General features: G+C 34.4%; 30 protein-coding genes and 1 pseudogene. 18 read left to right on the top strand and 13 right to left on the bottom strand.

What is annotated here, in order from left to right; translation table 11 throughout:
• Positions 1-23 precede the first annotated feature (23 nt).
• A complete protein-coding gene (locus ILT06_RS19155) occupies positions 24-650 on the bottom strand; it encodes a DUF1648 domain-containing protein (RefSeq protein WP_064474004.1) in 627 nt (208 codons plus the stop codon).
• A 136-nt stretch (positions 651-786) separates the two neighbouring features.
• Here ILT06_RS19155 and ILT06_RS19150 point away from each other — a divergent pair, with 136 nt between their 5' ends.
• The 9 genes and pseudogenes from ILT06_RS19150 to ILT06_RS19110 all read left to right on the top strand — a co-directional run bounded on the left by ILT06_RS19150 (position 787) and on the right by ILT06_RS19110 (position 5,431).
• Complete coding sequence (locus tag ILT06_RS19150) at positions 787-1,353, top strand: GNAT family N-acetyltransferase (protein ID WP_064473993.1); 567 nt, start codon at positions 787-789, stop codon at positions 1,351-1,353.
• 6 nt (positions 1,354-1,359) lie between these two features.
• Positions 1,360-1,920 carry a 2'-5' RNA ligase family protein gene (locus tag ILT06_RS19145; protein ID WP_064473992.1) on the top strand — a complete coding sequence of 187 codons (561 nt, stop codon included), beginning with the start codon at positions 1,360-1,362 and terminating at the stop codon, positions 1,918-1,920.
• Positions 1,917-2,402, top strand: a complete 486-nt coding sequence (locus ILT06_RS19140; RefSeq protein ID WP_064473991.1) for a GNAT family N-acetyltransferase — start codon at positions 1,917-1,919, stop codon at positions 2,400-2,402. The genes ILT06_RS19145 and ILT06_RS19140 overlap by 4 nt, the downstream gene beginning before the upstream one ends.
• Before the next feature lie 12 nt (positions 2,403-2,414).
• Positions 2,415-2,786, top strand: a pseudogene (locus ILT06_RS19135) (cupin).
• Positions 2,783-3,211: a GNAT family N-acetyltransferase gene (locus ILT06_RS19130; protein ID WP_064473990.1), complete on the top strand. Its 429-nt coding sequence runs from the start codon at positions 2,783-2,785 to the stop codon at positions 3,209-3,211. The pseudogene ILT06_RS19135 and the gene ILT06_RS19130 overlap by 4 nt, the downstream one beginning before the upstream one ends.
• Before the next feature lie 203 nt (positions 3,212-3,414).
• Positions 3,415-3,840 carry a GerW family sporulation protein gene (ytfJ, locus tag ILT06_RS19125; RefSeq protein WP_000349987.1) on the top strand — a complete coding sequence of 142 codons (426 nt, stop codon included), beginning with the start codon at positions 3,415-3,417 and terminating at the stop codon, positions 3,838-3,840.
• 160 nt (positions 3,841-4,000) lie between these two features.
• Complete coding sequence (locus ILT06_RS19120) at positions 4,001-4,777, top strand: hypothetical protein (protein ID WP_064473989.1); 777 nt, start codon at positions 4,001-4,003, stop codon at positions 4,775-4,777.
• 51 nt (positions 4,778-4,828) lie between these two features.
• The gene (locus tag ILT06_RS19115) at positions 4,829-5,149 is read left to right on the top strand and encodes a hypothetical protein (protein WP_048540982.1); all 321 of its coding nucleotides are present in this window, start codon (positions 4,829-4,831) and stop codon (positions 5,147-5,149) included.
• A 69-nt stretch (positions 5,150-5,218) separates the two neighbouring features.
• Positions 5,219-5,431, top strand: a complete 213-nt coding sequence (locus ILT06_RS19110) for a hypothetical protein (RefSeq protein WP_000798747.1) — start codon at positions 5,219-5,221, stop codon at positions 5,429-5,431.
• Positions 5,432-5,461: 30 nt separating this feature from the next.
• Here ILT06_RS19110 and ILT06_RS19105 read toward each other — a convergent pair whose 3' ends face one another.
• Complete coding sequence (locus ILT06_RS19105; protein WP_222655369.1) at positions 5,462-5,800, bottom strand: permease; 339 nt, start codon at positions 5,798-5,800, stop codon at positions 5,462-5,464.
• A 204-nt stretch (positions 5,801-6,004) separates the two neighbouring features.
• On the opposite strand from ILT06_RS19105, the gene ILT06_RS19100 reads away from it, so the two are divergent.
• The 6 genes from ILT06_RS19100 (at position 6,005) to ILT06_RS19075 (ending at position 11,720) form a co-directional block, all read left to right on the top strand.
• Positions 6,005-6,685: a class I SAM-dependent methyltransferase gene (locus tag ILT06_RS19100; RefSeq protein WP_064473988.1), complete on the top strand. Its 681-nt coding sequence runs from the start codon at positions 6,005-6,007 to the stop codon at positions 6,683-6,685.
• A 94-nt stretch (positions 6,686-6,779) separates the two neighbouring features.
• Entirely contained in the window at positions 6,780-8,468 is a 1,689-nt protein-coding gene (locus ILT06_RS19095) for a formate--tetrahydrofolate ligase (RefSeq protein WP_046953671.1), read from the top strand.
• A gap of 90 nt (positions 8,469-8,558) precedes the next feature.
• Entirely contained in the window at positions 8,559-9,086 is a 528-nt protein-coding gene (locus ILT06_RS19090) for a hypothetical protein (protein ID WP_000460226.1), read from the top strand.
• Between the two features lie 19 nt (positions 9,087-9,105).
• Positions 9,106-10,275 (top strand): DEAD/DEAH box helicase, encoded by a 1,170-nt coding sequence (locus tag ILT06_RS19085; RefSeq protein ID WP_000588609.1) that lies wholly within the window; start codon positions 9,106-9,108, stop codon positions 10,273-10,275.
• 196 nt (positions 10,276-10,471) lie between these two features.
• Positions 10,472-11,266 carry a sugar phosphate isomerase/epimerase family protein gene (locus tag ILT06_RS19080; RefSeq protein ID WP_222655368.1) on the top strand — a complete coding sequence of 265 codons (795 nt, stop codon included), beginning with the start codon at positions 10,472-10,474 and terminating at the stop codon, positions 11,264-11,266.
• 70 nt (positions 11,267-11,336) lie between these two features.
• Positions 11,337-11,720, top strand: a complete 384-nt coding sequence (locus ILT06_RS19075; RefSeq protein ID WP_064056645.1) for a VOC family protein — start codon at positions 11,337-11,339, stop codon at positions 11,718-11,720.
• Positions 11,721-11,764: 44 nt separating this feature from the next.
• Here ILT06_RS19075 and ILT06_RS19070 read toward each other — a convergent pair whose 3' ends face one another.
• Both ILT06_RS19070 and ILT06_RS19065 read right to left on the bottom strand, forming a co-directional pair.
• Complete coding sequence (locus ILT06_RS19070) at positions 11,765-12,403, bottom strand: zinc dependent phospholipase C family protein (protein ID WP_061672518.1); 639 nt, start codon at positions 12,401-12,403, stop codon at positions 11,765-11,767.
• Between the two features lie 29 nt (positions 12,404-12,432).
• Complete coding sequence (locus tag ILT06_RS19065) at positions 12,433-13,419, bottom strand: quinone oxidoreductase family protein (RefSeq protein WP_064473986.1); 987 nt, start codon at positions 13,417-13,419, stop codon at positions 12,433-12,435.
• A gap of 206 nt (positions 13,420-13,625) precedes the next feature.
• On the opposite strand from ILT06_RS19065, the gene ILT06_RS19060 reads away from it, so the two are divergent.
• Together ILT06_RS19060 and ILT06_RS19055 are read left to right on the top strand one after the other, a co-directional pair.
• Positions 13,626-14,204 carry a sigma-70 family RNA polymerase sigma factor gene (locus ILT06_RS19060; protein ID WP_088046618.1) on the top strand — a complete coding sequence of 193 codons (579 nt, stop codon included), beginning with the start codon at positions 13,626-13,628 and terminating at the stop codon, positions 14,202-14,204.
• Entirely contained in the window at positions 14,201-14,881 is a 681-nt protein-coding gene (locus ILT06_RS19055; RefSeq protein WP_064473985.1) for a DUF3600 domain-containing protein, read from the top strand. The genes ILT06_RS19060 and ILT06_RS19055 overlap by 4 nt, the downstream gene beginning before the upstream one ends.
• 54 nt (positions 14,882-14,935) lie before the next feature.
• On the opposite strand, the gene ILT06_RS19050 is transcribed toward ILT06_RS19055, so the two are convergent.
• The 4 genes from ILT06_RS19050 to ILT06_RS19035 form a co-directional block, all read right to left on the bottom strand.
• Complete coding sequence (locus ILT06_RS19050; RefSeq protein WP_002065089.1) at positions 14,936-15,178, bottom strand: hypothetical protein; 243 nt, start codon at positions 15,176-15,178, stop codon at positions 14,936-14,938.
• A gap of 310 nt (positions 15,179-15,488) precedes the next feature.
• Positions 15,489-15,923: a hypothetical protein gene (locus ILT06_RS19045; protein WP_142315087.1), complete on the bottom strand. Its 435-nt coding sequence runs from the start codon at positions 15,921-15,923 to the stop codon at positions 15,489-15,491.
• An 85-nt stretch (positions 15,924-16,008) separates the two neighbouring features.
• Positions 16,009-16,980, bottom strand: a complete 972-nt coding sequence (locus ILT06_RS19040) for an MBL fold metallo-hydrolase (RefSeq protein ID WP_064473984.1) — start codon at positions 16,978-16,980, stop codon at positions 16,009-16,011.
• 95 nt (positions 16,981-17,075) lie between these two features.
• Positions 17,076-17,285 carry a DUF3925 family protein gene (locus ILT06_RS19035; protein WP_064473983.1) on the bottom strand — a complete coding sequence of 70 codons (210 nt, stop codon included), beginning with the start codon at positions 17,283-17,285 and terminating at the stop codon, positions 17,076-17,078.
• A 224-nt stretch (positions 17,286-17,509) separates the two neighbouring features.
• Between ILT06_RS19035 and bsaA the strand changes: the two genes are divergently transcribed.
• Positions 17,510-17,992, top strand: coding sequence for a glutathione peroxidase (gene bsaA, locus ILT06_RS19030; protein WP_064473982.1), 483 nt, complete (start codon positions 17,510-17,512; stop codon positions 17,990-17,992).
• 83 nt (positions 17,993-18,075) lie between these two features.
• Here bsaA and ILT06_RS19025 read toward each other — a convergent pair whose 3' ends face one another.
• The 5 genes from ILT06_RS19025 to ILT06_RS19005 form a co-directional block, all read right to left on the bottom strand.
• Positions 18,076-20,304 (bottom strand): transglutaminase TgpA family protein, encoded by a 2,229-nt coding sequence (locus ILT06_RS19025; RefSeq protein WP_064473981.1) that lies wholly within the window; start codon positions 20,302-20,304, stop codon positions 18,076-18,078.
• On the bottom strand, positions 20,301-21,515 hold the full coding sequence (locus tag ILT06_RS19020; RefSeq protein WP_064473980.1) for a DUF58 domain-containing protein: 1,215 nt from the start codon (positions 21,513-21,515) through the stop codon (positions 20,301-20,303). The genes ILT06_RS19025 and ILT06_RS19020 overlap by 4 nt, the downstream gene beginning before the upstream one ends.
• The gene (locus ILT06_RS19015) at positions 21,515-22,477 is read right to left on the bottom strand and encodes an AAA family ATPase (protein ID WP_064473979.1); all 963 of its coding nucleotides are present in this window, start codon (positions 22,475-22,477) and stop codon (positions 21,515-21,517) included. The genes ILT06_RS19020 and ILT06_RS19015 overlap by 1 nt, the downstream gene beginning before the upstream one ends.
• Positions 22,478-22,880: 403 nt before the next feature.
• Positions 22,881-23,222, bottom strand: coding sequence for a hypothetical protein (locus tag ILT06_RS19010; protein ID WP_064473978.1), 342 nt, complete (start codon positions 23,220-23,222; stop codon positions 22,881-22,883).
• 115 nt (positions 23,223-23,337) lie between these two features.
• Positions 23,338-23,838, bottom strand: a complete 501-nt coding sequence (locus ILT06_RS19005) for a hypothetical protein (protein WP_044797210.1) — start codon at positions 23,836-23,838, stop codon at positions 23,338-23,340.
• Positions 23,839-23,977 lie beyond the last annotated feature (139 nt).

The following is a 23,977-nucleotide window of genomic DNA, read 5'->3' as shown; positions in this document are numbered from 1 at the left end:
GTATGGAGCCTCCTATTTTTTTATTATCTTTTTAAATGAGTAGATTGTTTACTGTCTTTCAGAAGTAAGTAAATCGTACTCGGTAAAATGACAAGCGTCATTCCTAAAAAAATTGTGAGTATAGCATAACCTCTATACGGAGCAGGAATGATAAATGGAAGCCCGGCTAGGAAAATACCTGCTATCATCATTGAAATACTACAAATATTTGAAGCTCTTTTTTCAAGATGCTTATCATTCCATTCCAATGAAATTGTTGATTTAGTCGTATCAATTTTTGAACTGAAATAGCCTATTAATATAAATAAAAGCCCTAATGCTAAAAATATTAAATGATCAAGAGGGAGTGCGAAGCCAAGAGCAATGAGAGCGATGACAATATCGACAAAAAATAAAAATAGTAAAATTGTGTTGCCGATCCAAAGGGGAGATTTCTGGTTACTCGCTGCTTTAAATAAAGCTAAAAATAAAAAGAATAAGAAGGAACAAATAATTATATTTACGATAACAAAAGTGCTTTTATCCATTGTTGATGTAGGCGTTCCATTGAAGTCCCATTTTGTAACAATACGTAATGGTAAGAAGAAATAGAGAATAATATTTGTTGTAATAATAGTGAGAAATAAAGTAATACTAAATCGATTATTCATTGAATCACCAGCTTTCCACATGAATAATTGGTATCTTATAACAAAATTATACAATATAATAAAGGATATTTGTTTTGATTTTTCTGAAAAAATATTATAATTATATATGAAATAAAGAGGAGTGTAGGAGGAAATTATGCAAAACGTAAGAGTAAAAGGGGATAAAGTTACAATTCGTACAATTGAAGAATCAGATATAAAAACATTATGGAGTCTCGTATTTAAAGAAGAAAATCCAGAATGGAAAAAATGGGATGCACCGTATTTTCCGTTTTCAATGCAAGAATACCCGTCTTATAAAGAAAAGATGCAAACTCGTTTAAAAGAAGAACCTCTATCTAAATTAATTATAGAAAATAACGGCCAAATTATAGGGACAATCGGGTTTTATTGGGAGCATAAACTGACGCGTTGGTTGGAGATGGGGCTTGTTATTTATAATCCAAATTACTGGAATGGTGGCTACGGTACAGAAGCGTTAACGTTATATCGAGATTTAATATTTGAAAAGATGGAAATTGGTAGGGTAGGAATCACGACTTGGTCTGGTAATAAACGAATGATGAAAGTAGCGGAGAAAATAGGAATGACATTAGAAGGTAGAATGCGCAAATGCCGTTATTATAACGGAACATACTATGATTCTATTAGAATGGGTATGATTCGTGAAGAATGGGAAGCGCTATATGTAACGAAGGGGTGAGGAAGTATGTACGCTATTATTGCTACATTTGATCGTGTGTTTACTAATAAAATTATAGAATTGCAAAATGAAATAACAAATATCATTGGCACGAATCAATTAGCAGGAGTAGAACCTCATATTACATTAGCTGATTACCATGAGTTAGACGTTCATTTATATAAGGAGAAATTAGAGGTGTTTGTAGCTGTTCAAGAGAATATGGCTGAGGTAACTTTTCCTTCTGTTGGAATTTTTCCTACTAACGGAACGGTCTTTTTAGCACCGACCATTACAGATGAATTGTTAAAACTTCATCATTCTTATCATGATAATTTTAAAATTTTTCATGATAATTTAAATTCATATTATGTGCCAGGAAAATGGGTTCCACATTGTACAATTGCAAATAAGTTACATGTAAATCAGTTTTTAATTGCAATGGAATATATTTATGAAAAATTTGATCATGCAACAGCTTCCATTGAGAAATTAAAATTAATTAAAGTAAATTATGAAAATGGTTCTGCCATTTCTTCTAGTATATTAGCAGAATATAATTTTAAGAGAATGGAGACAACGAGATGACATATGTAATTAGAGAAATGAAGCAAGAAGACATTCACGCTGTACAATCAGTAGCGAAAATAGCTTGGCATGATACATACGAAGACATTATTCCGAGAAAGATTCAAGACAGTTTCTTAGATGAGGCTTATTCTGATGAAAAAATGAAATATCGTCTTGAAAATACACATTTATTCGTTGCGGAAGAAGAGGGAGAAGTAATTGGCTTTGCGAATTTTTCACCCGTTAGATTGCAAAACGAAGCAGAATTAGGAGCGATTTATTTGTTACCAGATCAGCAAGGGAAAGGGGTAGGAAGTGCTTTATTACAAAAAGGGTTAACGGAATTAAAAGGAATTCGGAAACTATACATTCATGTAGAAGCAGCGAATGAAAAAGGAAAACGTTTTTATGAAGCGAAAGGTTTTGCTCAATTAGAGGAATTTGAAGAAGATTTTGAAGGACATATGATGCAGACAGTAAGGATGGTTTTATACGTATAGGGAGGACTAGTAATGAAAATTTTTGATTTTAGTGAAAAAGTGGGAAAGAAAATCTCAGCATTTTAATCTAATTTCATAATGTCAAAAATATTAAACCATAAAGGAAATGTACATATTGGTGCTATGCATTTACGAGAGAATGGAATAATTGGATATCATGAAGCAGTTGTATCACAGCTGCTTCTTATTGTGGACGGAGAAGGATATGTATGCGGAGCAGATAAAGAAAAAGTGAAGGTGGAAGCGGGACAAGCTGTGTTTTGGGAGAAGGACGAATCTCATGAAACGAGTACGGAACAGGGATTGATGGCAATTGTGATTGAGTCGGAGGAACTTGAACGAGCAATATTAATGCCTATTAAAGAGGAGAGTTGTGAAAAATGATAGAAAAGGCGAATCGGGAAGAAACGGACGAAATAATACAATATGCAGCTCAATCGCTTTTTGAAGGAACGAGGGGAAATTGTCAGTTAAGTACAGAGAAAGCAATTGAAATTACAAGGCCGATTGTAGAAAAGGGAGCATATTATTTAGTCGTTAAACAAGAAAACAATGTAATGGGGTGGATATTAATAGGGGAAAATGCAGACTATTTTTCTCGTGAAAAACTTGGATTTATATATGAGCTATACGTTTTTCCAGAATATCGCGGGAAAGGACTGTCGAGAGAACTGATGGAAGCTGGTATTAAGGAGTTGAAGGAGACGTTTTCAGAAATTCGTTTGAATGTATTTGCTGGGAATTTTGCGAAAGAGATGTACGAAGAGTTTGGTTTTGTTGAAAGACAGGTAATTATGACTTTGAAGTGAGAACATTAAGTAGGAGAATAAATAAAAAAGGTTATTTAATGTGAAGTGCCCTTGAATTGTTAGAGACATCCATACAATTCAAGGGCATTTTTTTGTTTTTGCTGAGATTATAAAAATATTTTTGAAATCAATATAAAATTTTATGTTTAGTTCACAAACTTTCGGAAAAACTAGGAAAGATATGACAAAGGAGGTTATGAACGGTGGATCATCCAATTCAAGGGTTAATGAAAGCGGCAATGGAAAATTTAAAAGAAATGGTCGATGTAAATACGATTGTTGGAGAGCCTGTTCAAACGGCTGACGGTGGTGTGGTGTTAACGGTTTCTAAAGTAGCGTTCGGGTTTGGAGCAGGAGGTTCTGATTTCCAAACGAATGATGGACAAAGAGCGAACGGTAACCCTGCATTTGGTGGCGGTAGCGCGGGTGGTGTTTCTATTACACCAGTAGCATTTCTTGTAGTGAATAAAGATGGAGTAAATATTCTGCATCTACAAAATGCGACACATTTAGCAGAAAAAATGATTGAATTAGCTCCACAAACAATTGATAAAATTCAATCGATGTTCCAAAAAGATGAAAAGAAAGAGGGAAATCATCACCCTCAAAACCCAGATGAAATCCTTTAAAAACGCCTGCTCACGAGCAGGTGTTTTTTCTTGTAATCACTATGTAATAAAACACATGAAATTGTAAATAGTTTTTGAATTTTTTTCTATGTTTCTAAAATTTTTCATGTTAAAATATGCTATAGAATTGAAACATATAAAACGAAGGTGGCTAGGTGCTTTGTCTGGAGGATCTGACCAAGTAAAGAATATGATATATATTAATGGTAATCGTCGGGGTCATTGTTTTATTACATCAGGAATTACGTTTAAAGAGTTTGCAAGTAACATCCCTTCACCGCTTCATCAAGTGTTGCTTTTGAAGCATAACTTTGAATGGACAGATTTTCATTATCATACTTTATTTGAATATGTTGAGGAAGAAAATATACATAAGCTAATTCAAGCAGAGATTGATGAATTTGATGAATTTTGTTGGGTAGATTTTGATGATGCAAGCGATTTAGATGAATTAGAGCCAAAAGAAATTGCAGAGCTTTTATATTTGGCTCACAAAAAAGAACCACTTGCAAGAACATTCTTTCCGCTATTGAAAAATAGATTTGTTTATTTTTCACATGATGATGGATGGTACAACAAAGTGTATTATCGTAGAATTGCTGACTTTGTAGGGATGTTAAGTAAAGTCATTCCTTATAAACTCGGTGCTTTCGGTAAGAAACGTTTTTCTTTGTTCCAAAAATCAAAAATTTTCCCAGCAATTTCGAAAGAAGTGATCATGGGGCTTCTTCCATTAATGGAGGATGGTCTTTATATTGATCTAGCAGGGAAAATTGAGTCAAGAAGAGGTCTTGAAATTCCGGTATATGTAGTTGGTTCGTATGAAAGCACGGATGAGGTACTAGATAATATTGATGAATTGAAAGCAGAAGCAACAGAGACAGGTTGGCTCATTTTTGATAAGAAAGAACAAGAATGGCAATGGGTTGTGGACTAAGAAAACTTGGCGCATGAAGTCAAGTTTTCTTGTCATTTGAAAGGAGTACAAATGAAGAAATATTATACAATTGTGGGTATTGTAAGTATTATTCTCGTAGCGATTTTACTTATTACTTGTCCGAAAGAATCGGATTTTAAAGTATATGTAGAGGATAAGTATGCATTGAAATGTGATGAGAGTAGTTTTGAATGCACACAAAATGTAGATGGTAAAAAAGAAAAATTACAATTTGAAAGTACAGATGCACGAAATGGTGTATTCTTTATGACTGCAAAGCAAACATTTAAAACAGAAGCTGGTGTTACGAAAGAATATAGCGGAGTAGGAATGTTTGGTACATTTCTTTTTGTTTCAGAGAAGACTTTCTAGTAATAGAAGGTCTTTTTTTTATGCTTATGTTCATATAGATGAAGTAAGACAAGCATAGGAGGGGTAGTGATGAAGAATACATGTATCGTTTGCGGTGGTGAGGAGTTTTTTTCCTCAACTTTGTATGCACGGACGAAACAAGATTGGGCATATGCACCAAATATGTATCGATTTGAAAAGGTGTTTATTGAGCATCGGGATGAAGAGAATTATCCAGTGTTTCAAGAAATTACAGCGAAACATTGTTGTGGATGCGGTCATATTATGTTGTACCACGAATGAACACACCAAGTATAACTTGGTGTGTTTTTTTTAAAACGCTGACAAAGCAAGCGGATAGAGTAAAGTAAATAAAACAGAAAAACTACCAAAACCGATTGCTGTATATCCAAGTGTTCTTGCGCCGAAATTGACAGCTAATAAGCCGACTAAAATCGCAAGAGAGCCGAGTGTAACCGGATAAAATGCAATTGAGAAAAGCGAAAGAAATAAAGCGACATAGCCTACCATTGCACCGGTATTTGTACCTTCTATTTCATTTGCAATTTCTGTACGCTTATGTCTAATTGGTATGCCAGCTGGTGATATTTCAGCTGCATACTCTTCGTTTTTTTCACCACTTTTAAAATGATGATTTCTCTTTCTTCGCATGTACATCCCTCTCTTTCAATTGGGTGTACCTATAGTATCTTACATAAAGAGAAGAACATGAGTATGAGTTAAACCCAAGTAAAGCAAAAATTGGAGAATAAAGATTCCATTATTAGCTTGTACATCTCCTAGTGAAGATAAACAGGAATTTTGGAAAATGATGTAGAATGAAATGAGTGATAAAACGTGAAGGCAGGGGAATGTATGACGAAATTTAATTGGCATGAATCAGCAGAGAAAAAATGGGATAGTAGTGCAGAATTTTGGACTCAAAATAGTCAAGAGATGTGGGACAGCGGGAGTAGGAGTACAATTATTCCATTTTTTGAAAAATACGTGAAAAAAGAAGCTCAAGTGCTCGATGTTGGTTGTGGTGATGGATACGGTACATATAAATTAAGTCGCGCGGGCTATAAAGCAGTTGGAGTAGATTTATCAGAAGTGATGATTCAAAAAGGGAAGGAGCGTGGAGAAGGACCGAATTTATCTTTTATAAAAGGGGATCTTTCTTACTTACCATTTGAAAATGAGCAATTTGAATCAATTATGGCAATTAATTCTTTAGAATGGACCGAGGAGCCATTACGGGCATTAAATGAGATAAAGCGCGTTTTAAAAAGAGATGGGTATGCATGTATTGCAATTTTAGGACCGACAGCAAAGCCTCGAGAGAACAGTTATCCTCGTTTATATGGCAAAGACGTTGTTTGTAATACGATGATGCCTTGGGAGTTTGAACAGTTAGCGAAAGAACAAGGTTTTGAAGTTGTAGATGGCATCGGTGTATATAAGCGCGGAGTAAATGAGAAGATGCTAGGTCAACTACCTATCGAGTTACAACAATCGTTAACATTCTTATGGGTATTTATGTTAAAAAACGTATAAAGAAATGAAAGAATTTTTAGGAGGTAAATAAGTGCAGAAAATACAAAAAACTGATACAATATCATCAGAACCAATTAAAGGGGGACTAGGGTATATGACAACTACTACAACAGTTAAATCCGACATTGAAATCGCACAAGAAGCGAGTATGAAGAAGATTCAAGAAATTGCAGCTGAATTAAATATTTTAGAAGATGAATTAGAGCCATACGGACATTATAAAGGTAAGTTATCTCTTGACATTTTTAAGCGCTTACAGGATGAGAAAGACGGTAAAGTTGTTTTAGTAACAGCGATTAACCCAACTCCAGCTGGAGAAGGTAAATCAACAGTAACAGTTGGTTTAGGTCAAGCTTTTAATAAAATTGGTAAGAAAACAGTAATTGCACTTCGCGAACCATCTCTTGGACCAACGATGGGACTAAAAGGCGGAGCAGCAGGTGGTGGTTTTTCACAGGTTGTACCTATGGAAGACATTAACCTTCACTTTACTGGAGATATTCATGCGATCACAACTGCTAATAACGCGTTAGCGGCGTTTATTGATAATCATATCCAACAAGGAAACACACTTGGGATTGATACGCGTAAAATCGTTTGGAAACGCTGTGTTGACTTAAATGATCGTGCCCTACGTAACGTAGTAATTGGTCTTGGTGGACCAGTTCAAGGTGTACCACGTGAAGACGGTTTCGATATTACAGTGGCATCTGAAATTATGGCCGTATTCTGCCTTGCAACAGATATTCAAGATTTAAAAGCGCGTCTATCTCGCATCGTAGTTGCTTATAACTTTGCAAATCAACCTGTAACGGTTAAAGATTTAGGTGTAGAAGGTGCGTTAACATTATTATTAAAAGACGCATTAAAACCAAACTTAGTGCAAACGTTAGAAAATACACCAGCTATCATTCACGGTGGACCATTTGCGAATATCGCTCACGGTTGTAACAGTGTTATCGCTACAACAATGGCCGCAAAATTAGGTGATTATGTTATTACAGAAGCTGGATTTGGTGCTGATTTAGGTGCAGAGAAGTTTTTAGATATTAAAGCTCGTGCTGCTGGCATTAAACCAGAAGCAGTTGTTATTGTTGCGACGATCCGTGCGCTTAAAATGCATGGCGGCGTAGCAAAAGATCAATTAAAAGAAGAAAATGTAGACGCATTAGCAAAAGGTATGGAAAACTTACAGAAGCATGTTGAAACAATTCAAAGCTTCGGTGTACCTTTCGTAATTGCAATTAATAAATTTATTACAGATACAGATGCAGAAGTTGCATACTTACAAGAGTGGTGCAATGAGCGTGGTTATGCAGTATCCTTAACGGAAGTTTGGGAGAAAGGTGGCCAAGGCGGAGTTGACCTTGCTGAAAAAGTATTAAAAGAAATCGAAAAAGGTGAGAACAACTACGCACCACTTTATGAATTAGAATTACCATTAGAAGAAAAAATTCGTACAATTGCTCAAAAGGTGTACGGTGCAAAAGATATTGAGTTTGCTCCGAAAGCACGTAAGCAATTAGCTCAATATGAAGGAGAAGGATGGAGTAACCTACCAATTTGTATGGCTAAAACACAATACTCTCTTTCTGACGATGCAACAAAATTAGGTCGTCCATCTGACTTTATCGTTACAATTCGTGAGCTAAAACCATCTATTGGTGCAGGGTTTATCGTTGCGTTAACAGGAACAATGTTAACAATGCCAGGCCTTCCAAAACAGCCAGCAGCACTACAAATGGATGTAAATGAAGATGGAAAAGCAGTAGGTTTATTCTAAAAGGTTGTAATTCATCTCGTTTATCTGTAAACTATATATACATCAAGTGGCGCCTTTCCATCGAAAGGCGCCTGTTTTTTGGAGGAAATTATGTTTGATCCAACTGCTTTTGATAATTTAAAAGTAATCGTAGAAGGTGCTGTTTATGATTTTGATTTACATGGAGATATTCTTGTAACAGATCGAAAAGATATGATGGACCTTGCCTCATTAAGTCGTATATACCATATTTCATTTCAATTAACAGAACCGTTCGAACCGGTAGTAAAAGCAACATTTTCACTATCTGTAGATGCAAAGAACTTGTCTGGTGAAATATTGGAAGTACCACAATTTACACCAGGTTGTGAAATGAAGTTAGCATTTTCATTCCCGATAGAAAAGCCAGAGGTAGTGTGTGAAGAAATTGAAACTTTCATGCATTCTATATGGGGAAAAGAAAGAATGATTACGCAGAAAATTTCATACGAATATAATAAGCAAGCGATTTCATATCATAATAAGGTAGAGGTTCTATTTCAAAAAGCGATTACAGAAGACCATGTTGATGATTTAATAGCTGTTATTTCACACATGATAGAAACGGTGCGAACAATACAACATTTTCTTCAAAAATAGAGATAAAGGAGAAAAACAAATGATAAAAGATATGCAACCATTTTTACAACAAGCTTGGGAGAAGGCTGGTTTTAAAGAATTAACTGAAATTCAAAAACAAGCGATTCCAACTATTTTAGAAGGACAAGACGTTATAGCTGAATCTCCAACTGGAACAGGAAAAACATTAGCGTACTTATTACCCCTTTTACATAAAATCAATCCTGAAGTAAAACAACCACAAGTTGTTGTTTTAGCGCCAACACGTGAGCTTGTCATGCAAATTCACGAAGAGGTTCAAAAGTTTACAGCAGGGACTGAAATTTCAGGGGCATCTTTAATTGGTGGTGCAGATATTAAGCGCCAAGTTGAAAAATTAAAGAAACACCCGAGAGTAATTGTCGGTTCACCAGGACGTATTTTAGAATTAATTCGAATGAAAAAGCTAAAGATGCATGAAGTAAAAACGATTGTATTTGATGAGTTTGATCAAATTGTAAAACAAAAGATGATGGGCGCAGTACAAGATGTAATTAAATCTACAATGCGAGATCGTCAATTAGTATTCTTCTCGGCGACAATTACAAAAGCGGCAGAAGATGCTGCACGTGATTTAGCAGTTGAACCACAATTAGTACGTATAACACGTGCAGAGTCAAAAAGCCTAGTTGAGCATACGTATATCATTTGTGAGCGACGCGAAAAAAATGATTACGTAAGAAGAATTATGCATATGGGCGATGTAAAAGCTGTTGCTTTCTTAAATGACCCATTCCGTTTAGATGAAATTACTCAGAAATTGCAATTCCGTAAAATGAAAGCAGCAGCTCTTCATTCAGAGGCAAGTAAGCAAGAGCGTGAAGCAACGATGCGTGCTTTCCGCAGCGGGAAATTAGAAATTCTACTTGCTACTGATATTGCAGCACGTGGAATAGATATCGATGATTTAACACATGTAATCCACTTGGAGTTACCAGACACAGTAGACCAATATATTCACCGCTCAGGACGTACAGGACGTATGGGTAAAGAAGGAACTGTCGTTTCTCTTGTAACACAACAAGAAGAGCGTAAATTACTTCAATTTGCAAAAAAATTAGGTATCGTGTTTACGAAGCAAGAAATGTTCAACGGATCATTTGTAGAAACGAAACCGAAAGCACCAAAGAAAAAGAAACCAGCATTTACTGGGAAGAAAAAACCTAGATAAATAATTAGGGAGACGTAACTATTTGTAGTTACGTCTTTTTTGTTTGTAATTCAATAACAAAGGGAATTTAAATGTACCTATATTATAAGAAATATCGATAAAGGTAAATTATTTCTCATTTAGTTTTGTACAAGGAAGTAATATAAAGAGAGTCGAATATTAAACTGATGCGAAATAATAAAAAGAAGGTACATATATGGATAGGAAATTAGGAATGTTTTTAAATACGAAACATATTGAAGTAAATGAAGGAATAAATAAGGCGAGAGAATGGAATGTAGAATGTATTCAATTATATGCTATGAATAAGAACTTCAACATAGCTAATATTCCAAGGGTAGAATGGAATACTTTAAAGAAAAGCTTATCTTTTAATGGAATAAAGGTTCCATCATTAGCAATTAGCTTTGGAGAAAATGGAATTGTGGGAACGGAAGTTGACAGTGAAATAGATCAGTTTAAATACATTACTGACAGAGGTTTGGATCTAGGAGCAAAGATAATAACAGCTCATATCGGGGGAATTCCAGATGATGAAAAAAGTGAGTATTATAATAAAATGGAACGAGTTTGTTATGAGATAGGGGAATTAGCACTCAAATTTGGAGGGATTTTCGCAATTGAGACTGGTTCTGAAAAAGCGATAGTGTTAAAAAGATTTTTAGAAAATATAAATTTAAAAGGACTAGCGGTTAACTTTGACCCAGCAAATTTAATAAGTAATGTAAATGAAAATCCGGTAGAAGGTTTATTACTATTAAAAGATTATATAGTACAAACTCATATTAAAGATTGTAAAGAAGTAAAAAGTGATAGTTCGAGTAAGTATATAGAAGTAGCAGCAGGAAATGGTGAAGTCGATTTCGATATATTCTTCAAGGTATTAGATGAAATTAGATTCGACGGATATAACATGATTGAAAGAAATGATTACTTTGACGAATTGGATGGGATGAGTCAGTCGATAAATTTTGCAAAGAAGTACATATAAATTCAAAAGGAATAACGGTAGCACCTGTAGAAACCTACATAGAATATAAAAACCATTAGGGGGAAATGAAATGATCCATAAAGTTGGACAAATTATGTTGTATGTAAATAATCAAGATGAGGCAGTAAATTTTTGGACGGAAAAGGTAGGGTTTCATGTAGTTGCAGAGGAAGATAACAAGCAAGGAATGAGATGGATTGAAATCGCTCCGACTAACGGTGCAGAAACGAGTATCATACTACATAACAAAGAAGTTATTTCTAAGATGAGCCCAGAATTAAATCTTGGTACACCATCTTTAATGTTCTTCTCAGAAAATCTTGATCAATTATATACAGATTTAAAAAATAAAAATGTTACTGTTGGTGAAATGGTAACTATGCCTTCTGGTAAAGTATTTAACTTTGCTGATAGTGAAGGCAATTATTTTGCGGTTATGGAAAAGAACAAATAATAATATTGCTATGTGAAAATCCCCCTCAAATATATTGAGGGGGATTACATGTTTGAAGTGGATTTTTCATTAGAGAGTTGATTAATATAAAATACGCCTTTTTCAATAGCTGTCTCAATATAACCAATGATTTGATTAAACGTAAATACTTGTAAGTCTTCATGCAAATGTTGCTCCGGATACAACATATCTTCAAAAAGATACTTCCGAAAAGCTAATATGTTTTCTTTAGAAACTTCTTCAATATCCACAATGTGAGCCTCTTGGTTGAGAAGAGAGAAGAGCTGCTGTTCTGTATCATAATGATGAAGCAACTTTGCATTTAACAATTTAAAATCGTTATAGTACATAGGTGCGATCGTTTCGTCATTTTCTATTCTATTTTTTAGCCATGGTAGAAAAAAGCCACTTAGCCAATTGTCATCGGCAATGAGATGGGTGTAATAGCCAAGAAGAAAAGGGGAATCCATATGAGCTTTATATTTTTGAAAAAAAGAATTGAAATCTATCCTTCTCGTATAGTTTTTCGTTGTGCCAGCGTAAAAGTGTGAAGTTCCTTTTTCTTCTGCTGAATGAACCGCATCAGGGGCCACACCTCCAAGTATGAAAGAAGTTTTATCTTGAATAGATAATTTCTCGGCAATCCTGTTAGCGATAATAGCATGCATAATTCGTGATCCCATGAATGACACCTCGGTTTCAAGTATTCATTTCAGGAAGAGGACTGAACAGTTAGTATTACTTTCCCTGTACTTTTTCTACTTTCGACCCATTCATGTGCTTTCCCTGCATCTTGAAGTGGAAAAGATTTCGTGGCTTTAATTTGTAAACTTCCGTCACGCAAATAGCGGAAAACTTCATTTGCAGTTTCTTGGAGGAGTTCAGGACGTTTTTTTCGTGTAGTGCCGAAGCTAAAACCGAGTATAGAGCGGCAACTTGCGTGTAAATCTTTCGTTTGAAAGTTACCAATTTCACCGCTTGCATTACCGAAATGAACGAGGCGACCGTAATAAGCAAGACATTTTAAACTTCTTTCCGAAACCGTTCCAGAAATAGAATCTAAAATTACATCGACCCCTTCGCCATTTGTCAGCGCATTGATTTTCTCTACAAAACCCTCATCTTGATGACAAATAACATAATCAGCTCCAGCATCTAAAGCGATTTTACCTTTCGCTTCATTTCCAACAGTACCGATAATTGTTCCAGCCCCTAATCGTTTTGCAAGTTGAATTGCTGTCGTACCAATTCCACCAGCCGCTGCATGAATGAGTACAGACTCACCTTGTTGAAGCCTTGCAACATTTGCGAGTAAATTATAGCTTGTAAAAGATACAATCGGACAAGCAGCTGCAGTTTGAAAATCGACGTTATCAGGTAAAACGAAAGTAAGGTTTTCGTTTGCGAAAACGTATTCTGCGTAAGATCCATTTTGAGGAAAAGCAATGACACGTTGTCCAGGATAAATATTTTTCACTTGAGAACCGACACGTTCTACAATACCAGCGGCATCTATCCCTGGTATAAAAGGTAGTGCTGTATTTCCTTTTTTACCATAACGGGATTTAATATCGGCGAAATTTATACTAGTAGCAACAACGCGAATCAAAACTTGATCTTCTGAAATAGTCGGCATATCCACATCTGTATATTTCATCACTTCAGGACCACCGAACGACGTTACAATGATAGCTTTCATATACATCCTCCTAAATTTGAATATATATATTATTTTAAATCTTTATTAGAAATTGGAAAATTATATAATTGTTATGCAGGGTTATAAGTGAAGCTTATGAAGTCATTGCATCATTATATTAATTTATTTGAAAAAACTTTGAAAGAAATCGAACGAAATATCGTTTTCTTGCCAATATATAGTGTAGGACAAAGGAGGGATGGTACATGAAGGGGGAAACAGTGTATTCAGATTTAATCCAATTAACTTTATCAGGCAATAAAGAAGCGTATAGCGAATTGTATGATAAAACGATTCAAGAAGTATATAAAACAGCACATTTTTTAATAGGTGATAAAACGGATGTAGATGATGTCGTTCAAGAAATATACATACAACTATATGAATCGCTTCGTAAGTATGATGGTGAGAAGCCATTTCGTCCTTGGCTAATTGGACTTGCGATTAAACAAATTCACTCTTATAGAAGAAAGAGGTGGATGCGACTACGCATTATAAAAAAAGCAGAAGAACAAAGAAAACCAGTGCAAATTGATTTTTCTAATGATGTTGTAAGTAAAATATCAAATCAAAAACTAATCAAACTCATTCATAAATTACCGTATAAATTGAAACAAGTTATTATCTTAAGATACTTACACGATTACACTCAAGAAGAAGTAGCACACATATTACATATTCCAATCGGTACAGTGAAGTCTAGAATTCATGCGGCATTAAAGAAACTACGTCAAAAAGAGCAAGTAGAAGAAATCTTTTTAGGAGAGGTAGGGAATGTGAAATGAGCTTAGATTGTAGAGTTAGAGAATCTATACAAGAAGAAGCGAAGGGGATTATTGCTCCGCCGGAGTTAAAGGAAAAAGTAATTGTCCAAATAAAAATGAAGAGCGGGGGAAGTAAAAGGAAGAAGCGCCTTATCGCAGGGGTGCTTGCGGCAGCATTTTTACTCCCAACGACTGGTTTTGCGTATCAATCTATTATGGCGGATGGTATATACGGATCGTTTGAGAATTTAAAAAAACATGCTGGAGCAATGACGTTAGAAACATATATGCGTTTTAATGCAAAATTATCAGAAGCGAAAGATGAAATGGGTGCGAAGGAATATGAAGAATTTACAAAAGAACTAAAAAAATTAACAAATGCAAAGCTTGCGTACGGGGATTCGAACGGTAATATTGATTATGATCAATTATCACCAGAAAAAAGAGAAGAAATGAAAAAGGTAAGTATGGGCCTTCAACCATACTTTGATAAATTAAATGGTCATAAATCTAGTAAAGAAATATTAACGAAAGAAGAGTTTGATCGCTATATGGAAGCTTTAATGACACATGAAATAGTACGAGTGAAGACTAAATCGACTGGTGGAATAAAAGTAGAAGATATACCTGAGGCGTACAAAGAAAGGTTTATGAAAGCAGAGCAGTTTATGGAGTATGTAGATGAAAAGGTGCGATAAATAAAAAAGCTCATAGCCTAAGCTGTGAGCTTTTCTTATTGAAACGTAAATATATTAACCACCTATTCCTTTTGCTAGCAATAAGAAATATACAAATACTAATATTACTGCATTTAATGCTGTACCAACTATTCCGAATAACCAATTTTTTGATGCGATCGCAAAAATAATTCCGAGTAATGAAAGTATGCCTAAAATCGTAATAATTAAAGTTAAATTTGCATGAGGTCCTCTTAAAATAAAGAAAGAACATATACTTGCGAGAAACGTTAGAAACGAGAAAGTCCCTAATTTCATAATAAGTCTCCCTTGTTTGAAATATATTTTGACTTAGTGCACGACTTTCTTAATTTTAACATAAATTTCCTATTGTCAATTAAATATATGAACAATAAAAAACGAGTATAAAATCTATGCGATTTCATACTCGTTTTGTTATTACATAAATTTCCTTACCACATATATAGCAACTCTTACAAGGAGTATTGCACTTATAAATAAACTACCATAACCAACGACACTTAAAAATTGAACATTAAGTTCTTTTGCATACAAGTCAGGGCATAATTATCTTGATTTGCTTAATAAAGTAAAAGTGGGAAATCACTTAGTTATATTCCTTACTATTCTCCTTGTCTTTTTGTATAAAACAATCTAAAAGGGAATAACCAGCTATTAAACTAATTATCGTAACAAAAGTTGTATTTATAAGAATAATATTAGCTAAATAAGGTAGGTATGCACCAACGGGTGAAAAGAGTAGAGCTGGAGAAAAGGAAATGAATAGCGTAGGCAACGTAAGCGCGATAAATTTATCCGGTTGAAAGCTCCAGTTTTGTTTACTCGTTTCGCGATTAATGGATTGAAGGAATCGTAATAAAATGCCAACTATAAGAGGGAAGAGTGTAAAGTAGAATAACCTTGGATACACGTTAAAGTTCACCTGCGCGTCTGTATCTAAATAAAATTGAATTTTCACTCCGACAAATAATAATAAGATGATAAATAAGGTGAAGCAGAGATATAGCATCACTTTTTGCATTACATTCCACCATCCTTTACTCAAAATATATTCAAAAAAAGAAGAGATATACAATAACTACCGTTGTATATCTCTTCTTTTACGGTTATTTAATAGTGGAATTTACTTTTTCTTGCTTCGTGAAATAATCTATAATGCCCATCGCGCTAATTTCTATATCTAGATGTAAAATGTTATAAACGGAATGATCTGATGGAACCTTTAATTTTGTAAGGTGAGAAGAGATCTTATCCATTAATACAGTTTGTAATGCTTTAGTAGCCTCATCGAAATCATTATACTGTTCAAAGACCTCTTTACCAGTATGAACGAAAATAGGTAACCAATGTTCCAGTTGGTTATATACTTCTGTAACATTGGATGATGCACCGTAATGGCCGAAATAAATAGTATCTACATTCATACTTTGAATATGATTTTTAGAAGCAATCATCGCATCTGGTTGGAATTGTGAAGGGGACGTTGATGGTAAATATAGTTCTACACCAAGGTCTGCGAGTTCTCTATAGTAAATTCCTATTGTATCGCCAGTAAAAATGCCATTTGTTAATGAATCGTGAATGCTAATATGGTGCTTAGCATGTCCCGGTGTATCGTAAAATGTAAGTGTACGGTCTTCGGCAATTTTTAACGTATCACCATTTTGTACAATACGAACACGTTTTTCTTCTATAGGAAGAATTGGATCAAATAGTTTATCGAAATCTTCTTTGTATACAGCTTTTGCGCCTAAAATGAGTTTTGTTGGGTCAATCATATGACGAGCACCGCGAGAATGCACATATAAAGTAGCATGTGGACACTTTTCCATCATTAAACCAGCAGCCCCGGCGTGATCTAAATGAACATGTGTAACAACAATGTTTTTTACATCGCTTAAATCAATATGTAATTGTTGTAAGCCGTCTAAAATATACGGAAGAGAAGGGGCTGCACAAGTTTCAATTAAAGTAATATCGTCACCTAATAAAACGTACGTACCAGTTCGTTCGTTATGTTGTAAATCGAAATCATCAATAAGATATAGGTGAGAAGATAATTGCTCTACTTTTTTCATCATTACCACTCCTTAGTTACTGCATGTTTCTATTATACGCTAAAATAGAAAAAGGCAGAAAACGAAAGCTCGTCTTCTGCCTTTTTAAAGTGTTGTTATTTCGTTTGTTCTTTATTGATAGACATAACGAACAGTCCAACTATGCCACCAACGATTGGAAGCATAATTTCTCCTGCTAAATTAAAGTAGGAGCTTAAAAATAAACCATTTACATCGATTACCCAGCCAATCACATACAATAACATCATATATAGTACGAAATAAAACTCGCGATTTGAAATCATTTCATGTTGTGCAGTTTTCATAATGAACACCATCCTTTTCTTTTATAATGGAATATAAACTGTCACATTTTGTTCACAATTTAATTGTAAAACTTTCCATCATAAAAGTCTAGTAGTTTGTGTCGAATTTTCGAACGGAAATAAAGCGCTATCATTTGAGGGTGTAAGTACGTAAAAAGAGCTGTATATTCATGAATGTAGTATAGTATAAACATAGAATGATAGTGAAGAGAGGAGCAAGGACAATGACAATTTATGATTTTTCAGCTAAAACGATAACAGGAGAAGATAAATCGTTAAAAGATTACGAAGGAAAAGCACTTCTTATTGTAAATGTAGCTAGCAAATGTGGTTTTACACCGCAATATAAAGGATTACAAGAAGTATATGATAAATATAAAGACCAAGGACTAGAAATACTCGGTTTCCCTTGTAACCAATTCGGAGGACAAGAACCAGGTACAGAAGCGGATATTACTAGTTTTTGTGAATTAAACTACGGTGTAAATTTCCCGATGTTTGCAAAGGTTGATGTGAAAGGTGATAAGGCACATCCGCTTTATACATACATGACAGAACAAGCACCAGGTTTACTAGGTATGAAAGCAGTGAAATGGAACTTTACTAAGTTTTTAATCGGAAAAGACGGGAAAGTAGTAGGGCGTTTTGCGCCACAAACGAAACCGGTGGATTTAGAGGTTGAGATTGAGAAGGTACTTGGAGAATAACTAGGAGTTTCACTTTATTAAAAAAAGCCTCAAAGAACAATGTTGTTCTTTGAGGCTTTTTCTTTTAACTCACATTATCAAGATTAAATCGCTGAATGGAAGTCATTTGATTTAGGCGGAGAAGCTGCCTTTTTCATAAGAATTTCCCATAAGTGTACGGATTTTTTCCATTCTACTGCAGCCTGTCCTTTTTGATACATAGCGTTCTCATAACTGAAAGTAAGTTGTTGCATATCGGCCGAGTTGTAAAGTGTATCGATGTGGAGAGCGTATTCTCGGAACGTTTGACTTTCCCCACGTGGTATACCGGTTCGCGCAAATTGTTTTAAAAGTGCGCCATAAGCTTTGTTATAAACAGCATCATCTTTTCGGTATTTATAGAAAAGAATGATAAAAAATGTAATCCATTTCATTCTAGTAGCGAAGAGAGTGTATCCTATAATACTAATTAGTATCGAAGAGAGGAATATGTACCACCAAGAAAATCTATTTTTAGCAGTTGTAATCTTTTTAGTAGGAGTTTCTTCTGTATCTTCTATTAAACTTTTGAGCTTTGCTTCATTGTTTCTTTTGTGCATTTGCGCGTTTTGAGAATTAGTTTCTTCGCTATTTTGTGTAGTAGGAGCAGGCGTATTATTTGTAAAATTATAGGGATTCGTAAATCCTTTTGTTGGTTCGAATGGAATCCATCCGTATCCAGGGAAATATACTTCGACCCAAGAGTGTGCGTTATCGTTCGCGATTTTATAAACATCCTCACCTTCTGCAGAGGCAAGCGTATTATCAAGAGTTCCTTCAGTATAACCTTTTACCCAGCGAGCAGGAATACCGGCAGAACGAAGTAACACGATCATAGACGTCGAAAAATTATTACAGTAGCCACTTTTTGTATCGAAAAGAAATTGATCAACATAATCTTGGTTTTTGGCAGGGAACGAGACATTCATTGTTTCATATACAAAAGAATGGTCGGTAAAGTAGTTTTCAATAGCTAATACTTTATCATATCGGTTGTCTGTATCATTTGTTAGATTAGCAGCTAAGTCTTTTACTCGCTGCGGTAATGATTCGGGAAGTTGCGTGTACTTTGTCATGAAATAAGGATTTGTTTCTTGGCCTTCATTTGTCTTTACAGCTTTCAATTTTTCTATGGAAAACTCGGGAATCTCATACGTTACTTTATATGAATGTAAAGTAGTAGAGGAGTCTCCGTCCATCGTATAGATTTTTTCTGTAAATGGGTCAATGCTGTATTCTACATTAGAAGAAGCCTCAACAGATATTAACCCTGCTGGATAGGTAAGGTGAGGATAACTTTTTTGCATGTTGATTGTTGCCTTAGTTGTTTCCGTTTTTGTATGTTGTTCGTACCAGCTCACGACGTCGTTTTTATTTTTAAAAGAAATCTTTTTTTGATTTTCAGAAATTTCCCAGCCTTTTCCGGTATAAAAATCTTTCGTTTCAACTCTCCAATATTGTTTATTTTGCGTTTGTGCTGTGAAAACAATTGTAGGGTCAGCCTTAAAAGGACCGCCTAATCTCGAGTCATCTAAACCATACCCAATTTTAGAAACTTCTTGTTTTTTACTTGCTTCGGATGTGTTGAATTTTAAAAAATCCATTGGGTTTGGCCATTGAGGACCAAATTTTGGAGCGAAGTATGCGATGGTTGCTGACAATACAATAAATACTGTAAGAGGTCTAAGTAATTTTGAGATTTCTCTAGCATAATTTTGTAAGTGTTCCAGCTCTTTTATTCGTTCTATGCGAAGAAGACTAAGCATAATAAAGCCGATGACAACAGTACGAATAATAGCGTAGTTTGCATTGTATAAATGTAAGTTATGAAAAACGGTGATATAAATAATAGTCAATATAAGAAATAACAAACCGCGTTTTTTATGAATCATCCAAAAAGAGATGAAAGCACTCAAAAACCAAAATGATAAAAAAAATAAAAGTGTTGGAAAAACTGGAGAGATATCTAGTAAATTCCCCTGAAATAACAGGGAGAAATTTCGAGAAATATCAGTAAAAAATTTCGTTAGCCAAGATGGATTTATAAAAGCATTTTTATAATACAGGAAATGAATGATGAATAAAATCGTGATGATCTTTATTGGAATCTGCCATCTTGTTTGAAAAAAAGAGAGAGTGAGGCAAATTCCTATAAATATTACAAAAATATCTAATCTACCTACGTTTGTAATACCTATAAGAGGCCTTAGCCATTCTAATAAAAGTAAAAATGCACACGCATGCATAAAGAATCTATTCATATCCAATTGTTTTTTTGCCTGGAATGTTATCATTTGTTCACCTCAAAAAACACGTTTGTATACTGGTTTCCATAAACCGCTTTTACAAATATTTTTCGTTTTTGTAGAGTTTCTAGAATACTGAGTTCTCGATGTGAGAGTTGATTTGCTTTTTCTTTTACGACAAACACCATTAATTTTCTATTTTTAACAGCAGCATAGTCAGCCGCCTTTTGAATATCGGGAGATAGATCGCTTGTCACGAGTATAATCGTGACGGGCTCATAAATTTTTCTTAATTCCATTTCTACACTTCGGGAGAGCGGGAATACACTATCTGCTTGTACTTTCGCTAAATGACAAAAGATTTGATGCAACTGACTATCTCCATTGTCTAAAGGGAAAAAAGTTCGTTCTTTTCCGACAGATACGAATGACGCAGGTGAATTTTGCTTCAAGACAGACCTGACAATAGAGGCAGTAAATGTGACGACTGATTCGAATAGAGGGGATGGGGTTCTGTCCATGAATATCATAATATTATGGCTGCGCTGTTGTTCAAACTCTTTCGTCATAATGTTGTTTGTTCGGGCAGTTGCTTTCCAATCAATCCATGAAAAGCGGTCACCAGGTTTATAGTCTCTCACACCGACAGAAATGGTAGAGTCTTTTACTAAATTTATATTTGCTGAAAGTGCTCCTTGTTCGAAATGATTTTCCATTTGTCGATATGTTATATCTACATACTGGGGATAGACTAAAAATGTATCTGGAACTGAAAAAGTTATTTCTTTCTCCATCATACCGAATAAATCACCAGTTTTGACACGTACGCTTGAAAAAGAGTGCTCTCCTCTAGGGATTGTATCAATTGCATATTGAAACGAAATATTTCGTTTCAATCCTGGAAAGAGTATTACTTTATTCATCTTTGTTTGTTTACAATTTGTAAATTGTGATGGCAGTACATCTTCTATAATTAAATAAAGTAAGGGAAAAGGAAAACTTCTTTTTATTGTAATCGTACTTAAAAATGGTTCTCCTGCTACATATTCGTCTTGATTTGTTATTCGTTTTACCTCGGCGTTCCGTAAAGCATAGAAGGGAAGCAGTAGTGAATAAAGTCCAATAGGAATCATACTGTAAAACAAAAACCAACTTACAAATCCTCCTTGAAGCATAGCGTATACAAATGTTAAGACTAGGCATAACGGAATAAGTGATAACTTAGTAAAATGATAGAGTGCTCGTAGTATCCGTTTCATCAAAGGTTCATCTTCCTTTGAGTCGGAACGGTAGTTCGTGCAACGATTTTTGCAATAACTTGTTCTCCTATTATCCCTTCAAATTTTGCCTCCATTTTTAGAATGAGTCTGTGAGCCAATACGTAAGGAGCTAAAAATTTAACATCGTCTGGAATAACATAATTTCTGCCATGGATGAATGCATAAGCTTGTGAAGCTTTCATTAAAGCAATCGAGCCACGTGGACTTGCACCTAGTTGTATAGAACTATAAGAACGAGTCTGACTAACAAGCTTTACAATGTAATGCTTGATTGCTTTGTCCATGCTTATTTCCCGTACGCTTTGTTGTAAATAAAGTAATTCTTCTATTGTTGTAATAGCTTGTAAATGGGAGATGGGATTTGTTTTTTCCATCCGGTTTAAAATTTCAAATTCTTCTTCTGGTGTAGGATACCCCATTTTTAGTTTTAATAAGAAACGATCGAGCTGTGCTTCTGGTAAAGGGTATGTTCCCTCATATTCGACCGGATTCTGTGTAGCCATTACAAAGAACGGTTTTGGTAACGGTCTTGTCCTGCCATCTATTGTAATATTGCCTTCTTCCATACTTTCAAGTAAGGCAGATTGTGTTTTTGGAGATGTACGATTAATTTCATCAGCAAGTATAAAATTCCCCATGATTGGTCCAGGTTTGAACTCAAATTGGAGCTCTTTCGGATTATAAATAGAAACACCTGTTACATCTGACGGCAGTAAATCAGGTGTGAATTGAATGCGCTTGTAATCAGCATCAATAGATTTAGAAAGAGCACGTACTAACATTGTTTTCCCAACGCCAGGAACATCTTCTAATAGTACATGACCTTCAGCTAAGAGAGCTGTCAAAGCTAAGATCGTTTCTTTTCGTTTTCCAACCATTAATTTTTCAATATTGTTGATTATTTTTTCTATAATGGGATGTAATGAATCAAGCTGGTGCATCGTAATCCTCCTAATGTGTTATTATCGTTTTCTAATCTATTTGGTGAAAAATAGAACGTACCTCTCTATGTGCGAGTATAAAACTATTACCTTTAATTCTAAGAATATTCAGATTATTTATTCTGGTTACATCTAGTATAATTGTTTCAGTAACTAAGGGCAATATGGTAAATAATGATTTCTCTTTTTATGTGAAATATGTCTTGATATAGAATAGTATCGTCGGTAAAAGTAGAAGAGGAGAAGGAAAGATTGACCTCAATGAGCAAAATAAATAGCGTAGGAAACCCTACGCGTAAAGTTTGGAACATATATTAATACGCCTTGTGAATAAAATGTATATGAATAAAAAATAAAGTCGACTTCTCATGAAGAGGCCAGCTATTTAAATTATTACACTCCTTTATTTTTTATCTTTCTTATATTCTTTTCGTTTATTTAACCAAATATGAATTAATTCTACCAATTCCATTGTTTCAATCTCACAATATTCTCCTTTACCATCTTCGGCTAAATTGTCTAACACAGTAGTTGTGTCGTTCCGAATTTCTAAACTGCAAATGTTGCCATTTACTACTATATAATTTTTTTCTCCGTTTAAAACATTATGTATTTCTTCTAAAATCCAATCTCCAAAAGATGTAACTTCAATTCCTAAAAAAGTTTCAACAAGTTTAATTTCTTGAGGAAGTCTCATAACTAAATCACTACTGTTAAGCACTTCAAAACTATATGGATATTTCATGACTATTTTACTCCTTTATTTCTGGCTTTAGTGACTCTATTTACTTCTCTATTAATCTCATAAGCTCTATTAAGGTAATAAATTCTTATACTATCATCACTATTTCCTACTTAAATTATAGTAAAAGTAGATTATTATTAAACTTATCTATCCAATATTTCTCTGATGTAGGTATGAATTCAGTGAAATCTTCATATGTACCACTCCAATCTTTTGGTACATAGTTTTCGTATGATGCCGGTTCTGGAAACATTGAATATAGTATTTTATTATCAAAGTTAATTAATAAGATTGGACTAAAATCTAATAGATCTTCTCCTGCATTTTTCCTTTTAATATTTTCAAGTAGTAAATAATTTAATTCTTCTTTAGTTGTTTTATATTGATTAATCCTTACTAAAAATACTTCTACATTTTCATGATCTAATACTTTTATTCCATTTCTTTCTTCCGTTTCGTCATTATCTTCAATGCTTATACCTAAATTTTTATATGCATTATCTAATTTATTATAATCTAAAAACCATAGTTCTTTATCTGTTACATACCATCTAAACTCATTTTTATATATGACGGCTACTATAATGTTTTCTGCATAAAGCGGTTCTAATTTCATAATATACTCCTTGTATTATTATCTTAAAATCCTGCCATTCTTGGTTTATTCTTCTATTGATTCAATCCAAGTTGCTGACAATTCATATGGATTTCCTTGCGTTTTTTGTTCAACTATTTTCAGGATAGTTGCCCTTGAT

The organism is Bacillus sp. 17RED48 (assembly GCF_019837545.1).
Classification (GTDB): domain Bacteria; phylum Bacillota; class Bacilli; order Bacillales; family Bacillaceae_G; genus Bacillus_A; species Bacillus_A wiedmannii.
Note: the sequence above shows the minus strand (reverse complement) of the source record. Positions and strands in the feature narration are given on the sequence as shown.